The sequence below is a fragment of the Terribacillus sp. 7520-G genome (genome assembly GCF_002271665.1).
GTDB lineage: Bacteria > Bacillota > Bacilli > Bacillales > Amphibacillaceae > Terribacillus.
Genome location: NZ_NQFP01000043.1, coordinates 1 through 13008, shown reverse-complemented (window position 1 = coordinate 13008; position 13008 = coordinate 1). Strand labels below are relative to the sequence as shown.

10 protein-coding genes are annotated in these 13008 nt (G+C 38.1%); 5 read left to right on the top strand and 5 right to left on the bottom strand.

Going from position 1 to position 13008, the window contains the following annotated elements; translation table 11 throughout:
• Window positions 1-9: 9 nt before the first annotated feature.
• The 4 genes from fabF to CHH53_RS14515 all read right to left on the bottom strand — a co-directional run bounded on the left by fabF (window position 10) and on the right by CHH53_RS14515 (window position 3045).
• Entirely contained in the window at window positions 10-1242 is a 1233-nt protein-coding gene (gene fabF / locus CHH53_RS14535) for a beta-ketoacyl-ACP synthase II (protein ID WP_095216860.1), read from the bottom strand.
• Window positions 1235-1705, bottom strand: coding sequence for an acyl-CoA thioesterase (locus CHH53_RS14530; RefSeq protein ID WP_095216859.1), 471 nt, complete (start codon window positions 1703-1705; stop codon window positions 1235-1237). Before CHH53_RS14530 ends, fabF begins: the two co-directional genes overlap by 8 nt.
• A 443-nt stretch (window positions 1706-2148) precedes the next feature.
• The gene (locus tag CHH53_RS14520; protein ID WP_095216857.1) at window positions 2149-2352 is read right to left on the bottom strand and encodes a hypothetical protein; all 204 of its coding nucleotides are present in this window, start codon (window positions 2350-2352) and stop codon (window positions 2149-2151) included.
• A gap of 6 nt (window positions 2353-2358) precedes the next feature.
• Entirely contained in the window at window positions 2359-3045 is a 687-nt protein-coding gene (locus tag CHH53_RS14515; protein ID WP_369819900.1) for a CPBP family intramembrane glutamic endopeptidase, read from the bottom strand.
• A gap of 309 nt (window positions 3046-3354) precedes the next feature.
• Here CHH53_RS14515 and groES point away from each other — a divergent pair, with 309 nt between their 5' ends.
• Together groES and groL are read left to right on the top strand one after the other, a co-directional pair.
• Window positions 3355-3639: a co-chaperone GroES gene (gene groES / locus CHH53_RS14510; protein ID WP_095216855.1), complete on the top strand. Its 285-nt coding sequence runs from the start codon at window positions 3355-3357 to the stop codon at window positions 3637-3639.
• Between the two features lie 51 nt (window positions 3640-3690).
• Window positions 3691-5325 (top strand): chaperonin GroEL, encoded by a 1635-nt coding sequence (gene groL, locus CHH53_RS14505; RefSeq protein ID WP_095216854.1) that lies wholly within the window; start codon window positions 3691-3693, stop codon window positions 5323-5325.
• A 116-nt stretch (window positions 5326-5441) separates the two neighbouring features.
• On the opposite strand, the gene CHH53_RS14500 is transcribed toward groL, so the two are convergent.
• The gene (locus tag CHH53_RS14500; protein ID WP_233135129.1) at window positions 5442-6152 is read right to left on the bottom strand and encodes a site-specific integrase; all 711 of its coding nucleotides are present in this window, start codon (window positions 6150-6152) and stop codon (window positions 5442-5444) included.
• 361 nt (window positions 6153-6513) lie between these two features.
• Here CHH53_RS14500 and CHH53_RS14495 point away from each other — a divergent pair, with 361 nt between their 5' ends.
• The 3 genes from CHH53_RS14495 to CHH53_RS14485 all read left to right on the top strand — a co-directional run bounded on the left by CHH53_RS14495 (window position 6514) and on the right by CHH53_RS14485 (window position 12194).
• Complete coding sequence (locus CHH53_RS14495; protein ID WP_198946060.1) at window positions 6514-8532, top strand: site-specific DNA-methyltransferase; 2019 nt, start codon at window positions 6514-6516, stop codon at window positions 8530-8532.
• A gap of 2 nt (window positions 8533-8534) precedes the next feature.
• Window positions 8535-11276: a DEAD/DEAH box helicase family protein gene (locus CHH53_RS14490; protein WP_095216852.1), complete on the top strand. Its 2742-nt coding sequence runs from the start codon at window positions 8535-8537 to the stop codon at window positions 11274-11276.
• A gap of 129 nt (window positions 11277-11405) precedes the next feature.
• Entirely contained in the window at window positions 11406-12194 is a 789-nt protein-coding gene (locus CHH53_RS14485; RefSeq protein WP_158221574.1) for a restriction endonuclease, read from the top strand.
• Window positions 12195-13008: the final 814 nt, after the last annotated feature.

Sequence of the window (13008 nt, the reverse complement as noted above, 5' to 3'; positions counted from 1 at the left end):
AAATTGTACTTATTGATATTTGCTGACAATCAGTGATGTATTTTGGCCGCCGAATCCAAAGGAGTTGGACATGGCGATTGTCACTTGCTTTTTCCTGGACTCATTCGGTACATAATCAAGATCACAGTTGGGATCTTGATGCTGATAATGCAAGGTTGGCGGTATGGTGCCTTCGCGGATTGCCTGGATACAAGCAATGAATTCTGTCACACCGCCAGCTCCCATTAAATGGCCGGTGGCCCCTTTGGTGGAGCTAACCGGAACCTGTTTTGCCATTTCTTCACCAAACACGGCTTTTAATGCTTTGGTCTCGATTTCATCCCCGACCTTGGTAGAAGTACCATGGGCGTTTATATAATCGATTTGCGAAGGTGTAAGTCCTGCCTGATCCAATGCTTGCTGGATAGCCAGTATTTCACCGCGACCACTTGGTTCAGGTGACGTTACATGGTAAGCATCCGAGCAATTGGCATAGCCCAGGAGCTCTGCCTTGATAGGAGCGTCACGCTTTTGTGCAGACGCCAGCGTTTCGAGTACGACAGCTCCTCCGCCTTCGCCCATAACAAACCCATCCCTGTTTAAATCAAAGGGACGACTTGCTTTTTGTGGATCTTCCTGAGTAGAGAGCGCGCGTGCAGCAGATAATCCGGCAGCCATCAGACCAGTCAGGATTGATTCCGCTCCAACTGCAACGACAGCATCTGCCTGTCCGGCTTTTAATAGCATCGCAGCCATTCCGATGGCGTCTGCTCCAGCAGAACATGCGGTGCTGACTGTTAAGCTGGGTCCCTGCAATTGATGGGCGATGGCAATCTGTGCAGCTCCGATATTTGATAGCATCTTCGGGACACTATGCGGACTTAAGCGATAGCGACCGCTCCCGGACAGCTGTTCCTGGTTGGCAGCCATAGTGGAAATACCGCCAAGTGCAGTACCCAGCACAATTCCGATTCGCTCTGGTTTTGCAGTCAAATTGCTTTGCTCCAGCGCTTCTTCAGCAGCAATAAGGGCAAACTGCATAAAAATATCTGTGTTATTCACCAGTTTCCTTGGCAGGAAGTCCAAAGGGGAAAAGTCCCTTACTTCAGCGGCTACCTTTACCTGCAGTTCTTTTGAATCAAAACGGCTTAAAGCGGCAATCCCATTTTTACCTTGATATAGGTTTTTCCAATAGGAGGAAACACCGATCCCGAGCGGAGTGATGGCTCCCATTCCAGTTACCACAATACGATTGTTATCCATTCATTTGCCCACCTTTATCCTTCGATTGCGCATGCAGCTCGGGACAGATTTTGGTCAATTTATCCCAAAGCTCTGGGAATCGCTTTTTTAAATTAAATGGAAGACCGTCATCATCAACATAGGTATGAGTGGTCATACCATCTGCGGCAAGACTGCCATCATCTTTAATGATCTGATATCCTAATACCATTCTGGTTCTGGTCAACATGGTGATATAGGTGCGGATTGTTACTTTTTCCAATGGATGGAGCATCCTTTTATAATCGCACTCAGCCTTTAAACAAACGAGTGAAATGCCCGTATGATGAAAAGTTTCCATGTAAGGTAATCCATAATGGTCAAGCAGCTGCATCCGCGCATCCGTGAACCATTCAAAATTCTTGGCATAATAAGAAATGCCAGCCGCGTCACAATCGCCCCAGTTAATGACTTTTTCCATATCATATCGAGCAATAGCATCCATTTATAAAACCTTCCTTTACGATTGATCCTGTGATGAATAGCTAGTAATTTTAATCCTTATTCTCCTGGTCATACTGAATAAAATAAAAAGCCATATAGTAGACATAGTGTTTCAATTTCTTTGTCTACTATATGGATATGGGAATTTCTATGAGTGCATATGATGTTATCGGAGGATACAAGGGAGCTCTGTACAACAGCATTTGTATAGACTTCTTCCAGGTGATTGCATACGGATTGTGTCCAATCTTTGCTTACATATGCTTTGACAAGAGCAAAATTACCGTTCATGATGCCATCTCCCTTTATTATCACTATGCTATTTTAGAGCGTCCTTTTTTTCTGTGTCAATTAGTTTGACTTCGAGAATTTATATCAAGTGAATAAAAAGGCTCAAAATGAGAAAGAGAGATAAAAAAACCAGCCTCAAGCGGCTGGTTTTCCTCATTTTTGGTTCATTTTCTTGATCTTGAAATGAAGCTTGATATAGCGGATGGCTGTATAAATATCGAATGTAGCGAAGATAGCGCAAAAAATGCTTAGCAGTGTCCATTCTCCTGCATTTCTTACATCTGTTACAGCCCAGAATATGAACAGGCATCCGATAAATAGATAAAAAATCGCAACGGGCAATGGCGAGCGTATCATGAATAGTTATCCTCCAAAGATGATTGTTTGCATGTTTTCCAATTGTTTTTGCAGTCTCTCGATTTCTTCCAGTCTCTCCGGCGTGAAGTAAAGCTGCAGGATGACGACCAAGAGATTCATTAAACCATGCGTGATGATCGGAACAATGATCCGCTTCGTCTTCACATAGAGAGCCGCGAAGATGACGCCCATGACGAAGTACTGCAGAAGATGAAGGAAATCCCCATGCACTGCACCGAATACAAGGGCAGAAATAAGTACAGCCACAAAGAAGTTCGTCCGCTTATAAATCTCCCCGAAAAGGATCTTGCGGAAGATGATTTCTTCCAATACCGGAGCAAAGACGACTACGATCAATGCGAATGCCGGAACTTCCCGGACTGCATCCATGATGGAGGAGGTATTTTCTGAAGCTTGCTTGATATTCAATACATATGTCTCGATCAAACCAGCGATGATTTGCCCGAAGTATGCAGCAAAGAATCCGATGATGATCCAGACAACCGTCATCCCGGGATTCGTGGCATTGCGCATTGCTGGTGCGCGCATATCCTGACGCAGCAGGAAGAATGTAAGGATTACAGCAAGCAGGAAGCTGACCACACTCCACCAATAGGAAACGACAGCCAAGTCCAGTCCTTGATCCTGCATCCAAGGAACGAATGGGACAAGCACGAATGAGGACAGCTGCATCACGATATATGTCAATATGACGTACCAATAGCGTGCTGGCAATGTAACGACTCCTTCCGCCTTACTTATGTAGTTGGCATCTTAGGTATTTTAACATAACAGCGGGGGAAGTATGTAGCGGTGCGCATTGTAATCATCCTGTTAATTCATCCAAGGCTTGGCAGGAAAAAGGAGGAATTCGTCGAACAACTTTCTGAGTGTCATGCTTGCATTCCGTTTTCGTTTTGATTATTATAATAACTGTGTTAGCACTCCGAACACTCGAGTGCTAAAAATCAAATTATCGATTATATAAGGAGGGTTTCTCACATGTTGAAGCCACTAGGCGATCGTGTCGTAATTGAACTTGTAGAGCAGGAGGAGAAAACAGCAAGCGGTATCGTGCTTCCTGAATCTGCAAAGGAAAAACCGCAAGAAGGTAAAGTTATTGCCGTCGGTAGCGGTCGTGTAACCGATAATGGAGAAAGAGTTGCACCGGAAGTAGCAGAAGGCAATCTTATCATCTTCTCTAAATACTCTGGTACAGAAGTGAAATACGAAGGAAAAGATTACTTAATTCTTCGCGAGAGCGACATCCTTGCAGTAGTAGGATAATCCGAAGAACAGATTTATATAACATAGAAGATATATTAGGAGGTTTTATCAATGGCTAAAGACATTAAGTTCTCTGAAGACGCTCGCCGTGCCATGCTTCGCGGTGTGGACACACTTGCAGATGCAGTCAAAGTAACGCTTGGACCAAAAGGACGCAACGTTGTATTGGATAAAAAATTCGGTTCCCCGCTGATCACGAATGACGGTGTGACAATCGCCAAAGAAATCGAATTGGAAGATGCATTCGAAAACATGGGTGCGCAGCTTGTATCCGAAGTTGCTTCCAAAACAAACGAAATCGCTGGTGACGGTACGACTACAGCGACTGTCCTTGCGCAGGCAATGATCCGCGAAGGTCTTAAAAACGTCGCTTCCGGTGCGAACCCAGTAGGCGTACGCCGCGGTATCGAACAAGCGGTTGAAGTAGCTGTCAAGCAGCTTAAAGAAATCTCCAAACCAATCGAAGGCAAAGAGTCCATCGCACAAGTTGCGGCTATCTCTGCAGCTGACGAAGAAGTCGGTAAACTGATCGCAGAAGCAATGGAGCGCGTTGGCAACGACGGCGTCATCACAATCGAAGAATCCCGCGGCTTCAACACAGAGCTTGAAGTTGTCGAAGGTATGCAATTCGATCGCGGCTATGCTTCCCCGTACATGGTTTCCGACCAGGATAAAATGGAAGCTGTCCTTGAAGATCCATACATCTTGATCACAGACAAAAAAATCTCCAGCATCCAGGAAGTGCTTCCTGTGCTTGAGCAAGTCGTCCAACAAGGCAAGCCGCTATTGATGATCGCAGAAGACGTAGAAGGCGAAGCACTTGCCACACTTGTCGTGAACAAACTACGCGGCACATTCAACGCTGTTGCCGTCAAAGCTCCTGGCTTCGGTGACCGCCGTAAAGCAATGCTTGAGGATATCGCTGTCTTGACTGGCGGTGAAGTGATCACAGAAGACCTGGGCCTTGATCTGAAAAACACGCAGCTTGCACAGCTTGGCCGTGCTTCCAAAGTTGTCGTGACAAAAGAAAACACAACAATTGTCGAAGGTAACGGCAACCCAGAAAACATTTCTTCCCGTGTGGCACAAATCCGTGCGCAGGCAGAAGAAACCACTTCTGAGTTCGATAAAGAAAAACTGCAAGAGCGCCTGGCGAAACTAGCTGGCGGTGTAGCAGTCATCAAAGTCGGTGCTGCAACCGAAACGGAATTGAAAGAGCGCAAACTGCGCATCGAAGACGCCCTTAACTCCACTCGCGCAGCAGTGGAAGAAGGTATCGTAGCCGGTGGTGGTACAGCACTGGTCAACATCTACAACCACGTTGCAGGCCTTGAACTATCCGGCGACGAAGCAACTGGTGCGAAAATCGTCCTTCGTGCAATCGAAGAACCAGTACGCCAAATCGCGCACAACGCAGGCCTTGAAGGCTCCGTCATCATCGAACGTCTTAAAAAAGAAGACGTCGGCGTAGGCTTCAACGCAGCAACAGGCGAATGGGTAAACATGCTTGACACAGGTATCGTAGACCCAACCAAAGTAACACGCTCCGCACTCCAAAACGCAGCATCCGTAGCAGCTATGTTCCTGACTACTGAAGCAGTAGTAGCTGACAAGCCAGAAGAAAACGCTGGCGGCGCCGGCATGCCTGATATGGGTGGTATGGGCGGAATGGGCGGTATGATGTAATTAGGTTTTAAAAACCTTGTTATATCAACGTTCTGTGAAACATTAGTAATTTTCTGTGTGCAGGTTTGTGTGCATCACGGGAAATTTCATAAGCACCAAGATAAAAGAAGAGTACATTATTGGAGAAGGTTTTTCATCAGTTTACTGAACTGTTGGGAAGCCTTCTCTTCCATATTTGCTGTCATATGAGCGTATATATTCATGGTTGTATTTATATCTGTATGTCCCAAACGCTGTTGTATCTCTTTAATACCTACCCCTGCTTCACTCAATAAAGATATGTGAGTGTGTCGGAAAGAATGGGGAGTAATATTTTTTTCTATTTTAGCTTTTTTCAATAAGCGTTTAAGCCTAGTTTCCACTACTTTTCTTAATTGTGGATGCCCATCTTCACGAGCAAAAATAAATTCGTTATCTTGATAAACAAGTCTGTTTTTTAATTTTATCTCATTTTGTTTAAGCCGATGCTTCTTTAACAAACTAACTATCATTTCATCAATCTTAATTGTACGGATTGAGCCTTTTGTCTTTGGAGTCAATAGCTGATATTTCATAAAATGATTAGTACGGTTATAAATAGTTTTAGTAACTCGGATTGTAGCTTGCTTTTCGTTGAAATCCCCCCATTTTAAAGCCAATAATTCACCTATTCGCAATCCTGTATAGGATAGTAACGTAAAAATTAGATAGTCCATTTCTAACCCATTTGAATGGGCTAAGTTTAAAAAATGAGCAAGTTCTTCTTTTTCAAGAAAGATAACCTCCTCTTCCTCTTTTTCTAATTCTTCAACAGTTAGCTGTTTTTTGGGTAGTTTAAAGAAATACAACTGAAAAAAGGTAAGAAAACCGCTGTTACTTGGAATAGAAAAGAAGAGGAAGAAGTACTTTTAAGGGACATCGCAGAATGTTTAAAGCAATTTGAAAATAAAACAGATGTTGAGTTAATATTAAATACTTTTCCAGAAGACTTAAAGAACTTGTTTAAAAATTGTTTCTTAAATGAAAGTATGGTTATATAAAATATATAAGCCCCTCTCTATGAGAAGGGCTTTTTAAGTAATTCTAAAATATATCTAGCCAATACTGTTGCGTTAGAATATTATTTCAAGTAAAAATTCAATCATTATAAGTGAGGCTATAGGACTAGTGATATAATTTATTTGAAAAGCTTGTAAAAGGAGAGTTTATATGAGTATGGAAAAAATCCAACCTAAAGTGTTTGATAAAATAACTGAAATCGTAGCAACATTTGGAGATAAGTACATTACTGAAGGTGGGTTAAAGCGAACAGCATTAGTAAATGATTTAAGAAATTATGATGAAACGCTTATTACTGCTTTGGTTAATGATGAATACATAAATAAGCATTATTTTAAGAAAATAGCAGGAAAAGATATCTTCTTAATTGACCAATTTGAAGACATGCTACAATACCGAGACTATTGGGAAACTAGTTATACAAAATATGAAAATCAAATTGGTTTAAATGCAGGTGGTAAGTATTTATCAGAACAGCAAGATGTTGTTTTAGATTTCCCTTTCAAGGATGGGTTACTTAGTGCTGCAATGAGTAAAGAGGATATGGGATATGACGAATCTTTTTTCAATGAGGTAATTGAAAAGGATGAGATAGATGTAATGTTAGATAAGAAAATATTAATTAATGCTACTAAGTTTGATGGACAGGGAGAACAATCTGTGTCTAATTTCAATGATGAGAATTTAGTAATTAAGGGGAACAATCTTTTAGCATTACATACATTAAAACAAAAATATCTAGGTAGAGTAAAACTCATATACATAGATCCTCCATATTATTTTGAAGCAAAGAAAAAGGAAGATACCTTTAGATACAATTCAAATTTTAAACTTTCAACATGGCTTGTTTTTATGAAAAATAGACTGGAAGTAGCTAAGGAATTATTAAGTGAAGATGGTGCTATTTTTGTCCAAATTAGTGATGACGGTGTGGCTGAATTGCATCGATTAATGAAAGACATTTTTAATGAACCAGGGAAGAATAATTTTATAAATAAAATAACAGTAAAAACAAAATCTCCTTCTGGTTTTGCTAGTGTTAATGTGGGTGTATTCGAAACTGCAGAATATATTATTGGATTTGCAAAAGATAAGACTAAATGGACATATAATCCTCAATATGTTGAAACATCCTATGATTCTAACTATAAATACTATGTTAAAAATAAACAGGACGATATATCACAGTGGGAAATAGTAAGTTTAAATGACTATCTACCGACACAGTTCGGTTATGAAAATAAACAAGCATTTGTTAATGAGCTTGGAAAAGATGTCTTTGAAAAGAAAATGGGTGATTTCGCTTTAGAAAATGCTGATTCGGTATTTAGATATACTGCGATTGGAAATGATGCAGGTCAAGAAATTGTTTCTATACGAAATATTTCAAAAGGAGATAAAGATAAGATTTATAAAATTGAAAGAGAAAATCATTATGATGTAATAGTTCATAATGGGCAGGAAATTGCTTTCTATGCTAAAAAGGTTAGAGAAATTGATGGTAAAAAAGTGCCGAGTATACAGCTAAGCAATATTTGGATGGACACTCCATACGAAGGAATTGCAAAAGAAGGTGGAGTGACCCTAAAAGGTGGTAAAAAGCCTGAAAAGCTTATTAGGAGAATTATTGAGATGGCTAGTAACAAAGGTGATATTGTACTCGATTTCTTTGGTGGTTCGGGAACAACGGCTGCTGTTGCACATAAGCTTGAACGGAAATATATTACTATTGAACAGCTTGACTACGAAGAAAATAGTCCTTGGAACAGATTAAAAGATGTTGTAAACGGTGAAGATCAATCCGGCATTTCTAAGATTGTTAAATGGAATGGTGGAGGAAGTTTTGTTTATACTGAATTGTTCCCCAAAAATATAGGCTATTTGATTGATATAATAAACGCAAATTCAATTAGTGAATTAAAGGTTGTTTATGAACGTATGATACAAGGGTCTGACACACAGGAGAAAGCTGATATAGATTTTCGTGCTGATTTAACCAAAATTGATTGGAGTCGTGGCACTGAAGAAAACCGTAAATTACTTATTAAGATTATTGAGAAAAATCAACTATATTATAATTTGAGTGAAATAGATGATTCAAATGTTAGGGAACTCATTAGTAATTCTGACTACGAATTTAATAAGAGTTTCTATGGGGAGGAGGATTAAAAATGTCTTCAAAACCTAAGAAAAAGAAGCAAATATCTTTACCATTACTTGACGAGCTTAAAAGACATGATACATCCTTATTTAATGAAAATATAGCTTTTCAGGTTCCCGAATATGTTAATAACAATCTAATACATGATCTACGTGATTATCAGGAAAATGCAATAAGATTTTTCCATTACACTCAAACGTTTAATGATGCACGTAATATCAATCATGTATTGTTTAACATGGCAACTGGTTCTGGTAAAACGGATTTAATGGCAGCTTTAATCTTGTTTATGTTTAAAGAATATGGATATCAAAATTTTGTTTTTACAGTAAATACAAATAGTGTACTAAATAAGACTATCGATAATCTTACAAATAAAGCGTCTAATAAATATTTATTCCAGCAAACAATGGAGATTAACGGTGAACGCATAAATATCATACCTGTAACAAGGTTTCCAGTAGAACAGTCTAAGAATGTGATTTATTTGAAGCTTTCAACGGTACAATCTTTATCAAACGATTTATTTATTCCTGCTGAAAATTCAATGTCTGAATTAGAATATGGTAGAAACAAGGTTGTAATACTTGGAGACGAAGCACACCATTATTCTGCTTCAACAAAGAAAGAAAAAGATGAAGAAAAGACATGGGAAGCTGCTATAAATAGAATACTTAATGCAAGAGATGACAATAGGTTACTGGAGTTTACTGCTACTATTGACTTGGAAAATAAGAATATCTATGAGAAGTATAAAGATAAAGTTATATACCGTTACACATTAGATAAATTTATGTTTCAGGGATTCTCAAAAAACGTAAAGCGTATTGAAGGTTCTGCAGATGATAGAGATAAAATGTTAAATGTAGTACTGCTGAGTGAATATAGAAGGTATACAGCCTTAGCTAAAGGGATACCAATTTTTAAACCTGTTATAATGTTTAAGTCTCAAAATATTAATGCCTCCAACAATGCCAACCAGTTATTTAATGAAATGATTGAGGGTTTGACTGTTGAGGAACTTAACCAGTTTATTTTACGTCAACAAAAGCTAGATGATAATGAAAGTTCGACTTTAAACTTTGCTTATCAGTATTACTTGGAACATAGTGAAGAACTTCCAACTATTTTACGTACCATAAAACGAGAGTTTGAGCCTAGACGTGTGTTAAATGCAAACGATTCTGACCGTGGTGCAGGTATGTTGGAAAAAGGGCAATATCAGGCACTCAATTCTTTAGAAGATGAAGATAACTTGTATCGTGTTATATTTGCTGTTGCAAAGCTAACTGAAGGTTGGGATGTGTTAAACCTTTATGATATTGTACGGGTAAGTGAAAATGCTAAAGGTGATAAAAAGTCTACGATGGCTGAAGCTCAGTTAATTGGACGTGGTGCTAGATATAATCCATTCATCTTAGAAGGGCAATCTTCCTATAAAAGAAGGTTTGAAGACGATTCGCATGACAGTTTATTGCTTGAAACTCTTCACTATCATACAATCAATGAGCCACAGTATTTAAAAAATCTAGTTAATTCCCTAGAAGCATTGGATTTACCTAGTGGAACAGATGAGAAAAACCCTCCACTAGATGTGAAGATAAAATCAAATTTTAAAAAAACTGACGTTTGGAAACATGGAAAAATCTATTATAATCAGACCATTGTTGTACCTGACTCTTACTACACTGACTTGTCAAAATATGGAGTCCAAAATACAAATGATGTGACACTTCCTTGGTCGTATTCCTCTAGAGAAGTAGACTATAAAGAAGAGGCGACAAGCTTAAGAACACATCCGATCGTTGTTAAATTAGATGACAGGTACTTTAAAAAAGCTATGCAAAAACTTACATTCTTTCGTTTTGATACAATGAAGAGGTACTTACCAGAATTGAAATCGAAAGAGGAATTTTTGTATAGTGAGAATTGGTTAAATATAAAAAATTTAACACTACGAGTAGAAGCACCACTTGAGTTTACAGAAAGTGACTTGACTAGTAGAGATAAGCTGAACATAGTTGTATCTTATCTAAGCGATATTGAATCTAAAATTATCAAAGGATATTCAAGTGAACGTGGTAGTAATAAATTTATTGGTTATCCAATAAAAGAATATCTTACTGATTATAGAAAACGGGTTCCAAAATACGACTCTTTGAAGGGAAATCGTAGTCAGATTGTTGAGCCACGTAAAATGTTAGGTGATGAGAACGATTGGTTTGTTTATAACTTAGCGATTGTAAATGAACTTGAATTTGACCTGATTCGTAAGATTGGCGAGCGAGTACAAGAATTACGAGAAACATATCCAGAAACTTATTTATTTCGGATGGATGAGCAAATGAATAGAGAAACACGTAAAGGTGAATATCTTAAATTGCATCAGTTCCAACAATCTGACCAAGTAAGGTTTGAAGGTTTCCAACCAGACTTCATACTGTACCTTAGAAATGCTGAATATTATATACAAGTCTTTATTGAACCGAAAGGTGGAGACTCTAGACGTATGGAGAGGGAGCAATGGAAAGAAGAACTGTTAACTTATATTACGGAACATGCAGCTGAACTAGCATTTGAAGATGAAGTTTCGAATGTGAAAATAAAAGGTCTAAAATTCTATACTGATAAAGATGGTCGTAACATGTTTAGTCAATTAGCCCAAGTTGTATTAGATAAAGACCATTTTACAGGACTGTCTATTGAACAAGAAAGCAAAGTTGCTGAGTTACCTTTATTTTATGATGTCTAAAGGTTTGACTGGGCTTAACTCGGCTCAGCTCCGTCTTTTTTCTTATGGACGTTAGATTTGCAGTAGTAGTTCATTATACGAAATAATACCAAATGTTAATGGCTAAAGTTTGGGGATGAGTTAATGGTAATGCCTAAGCAATCTGAAATAGAGGTGCCTTTATTAGAAGTATTGATTTCTTTAGGAGGGCAAGGGAAACCGAAAGAAATCTACCCCTTGGTTACTCAAAAATTTCACAATATTACCCAAGAGGATTTAGATGAACGTATGGAATCTGGTGGAAACAAATGGACTAATCGTATCCAATGGGTAAGGCAAAAACTCATTGATAGTGGTGAAATGTATAATCCACAAAGAGGGGTATGGGCAATCACTGATAAAGGTAGGAACCGTGTACATTTACCAGTTCAGATGCAAACCACACCAGTTAATCTTGTTGAAATATATGAAGACTATGAAGAGGATTTTAAATCTCAGTTACTTGATAAGTTACACGAACTAACCCCTAGACAATTTGAAGAGTTTGCAAAGAAATTACTGCAAGTTTATGGATTTGTAGATTTAATTGTTACAGGAGTTGGTCCCGATGGGGGGATCGATGGTTATGGAAGGTTAAAGATTGGACTAGCTTCAATGAATGTTGCCTTCCAGTGTAAAAGGTGGCAAGGAAATGTTGGGAGAAAAGAAATTCAACAATTTCGTGGTGCTATTCAAGGTAATTATGAGCAGGGCATCTTTTTTACTACTTCTGATTTTACAACACAAGCTACAGGTATATCGTTCCAACAAGGAGCAGTTCCAATTATTTTGATGAATGGTAATGGGATTGTAGATATTATGATTGAGAAGGGGTTAGGGGTAGTAAAAAAGCCTTTGTATTTATTTTATGAGAAAGTCCAAGATTTTCTTGATGAATAAATGTAAGAGATACCTTTGTTCTCTTTTAGATTTCTAAAGTGCAGGTCTACGTTCATTTTTCGTTTGCTCTAATAACCGATTCCGAGAGAAACTAAAATAAGAATGATATTAAAGATAATTTTCGTGCCGAAATGATTTTATTTTGCATTTTAACCTATTTTTAAAAAGTGGTTTAACCCTTGATATAAAGGCATATCTTTATGAACCATTTCAAGCTGTTTTAAGCAAAATTAATCAAGTTCGAAATGGAAGGTTTTATTGGATATGAACAAAATTGATTAAGACGAAATGTATATAAAAAGGCTCAGAACATTAATGTTCCGAGCTTTTTTATAACAATAGTGTTAATGTAGTTAGTGCTTGTTTTTAGGCTGCTAATTCAATTTTTATTTTTGTGTTAAGTGCTACTTTTGTACTACATAACCGTACTCAAATTGCATCTATTGAGGGTGTTTTTTTGTGTGCGAATTTGTGTGCAAGCTTTTTTGCGTATATTAAAAATGCATTTGATCAAAGTGTATTAAAATGTTGATATAATGCCTTTTTTTAAACCTATTTTCTTCTGTTATATCTAAAAATGAATGGGCGGCATGATGTAAGACCGTCCGTACCCCGAACGGATAAGATCTTTAACGGAGGCTTCTCATAAGTTCACTGAACTTATGAGAAGCCTCTTTTTATTATTGCTAGAATCCCACAGGATTTTTATGGATAGTATTTAATGCTGATTTGAGACAACTGTTAGATGTCATGATATTAACAAATGGTAAAAGTTGTGTGAGATTTTCTTACAAGTATTAACAAAACTTTTGGG

Coding starts and splice junctions, on each gene's coding strand:
- groES (WP_095216855.1), top strand. CDS start 3,355: ATGTTGAAGCCACTAGGCGATCGTGTCGTAATTGAACTTGTAGAGCAG.
- CHH53_RS14530 (WP_095216859.1), bottom strand. CDS start 1,705: ATGGATGCTATTGCTCGATATGATATGGAAAAAGTCATTAACTGGGGC.
- CHH53_RS14490 (WP_095216852.1), top strand. CDS start 8,535: ATGTCTTCAAAACCTAAGAAAAAGAAGCAAATATCTTTACCATTACTT.
- CHH53_RS14520 (WP_095216857.1), bottom strand. CDS start 2,352: ATGATACGCTCGCCATTGCCCGTTGCGATTTTTTATCTATTTATCGGA.
- CHH53_RS14515 (WP_369819900.1), bottom strand. CDS start 3,045: ATGCAGCTGTCCTCATTCGTGCTTGTCCCATTCGTTCCTTGGATGCAG.
- groL (WP_095216854.1), top strand. CDS start 3,691: ATGGCTAAAGACATTAAGTTCTCTGAAGACGCTCGCCGTGCCATGCTT.
- fabF (WP_095216860.1), bottom strand. CDS start 1,242: ATGGATAACAATCGTATTGTGGTAACTGGAATGGGAGCCATCACTCCG.
- CHH53_RS14495 (WP_198946060.1), top strand. CDS start 6,514: ATGAGTATGGAAAAAATCCAACCTAAAGTGTTTGATAAAATAACTGAA.
- CHH53_RS14485 (WP_158221574.1), top strand. CDS start 11,406: ATGCCTAAGCAATCTGAAATAGAGGTGCCTTTATTAGAAGTATTGATT.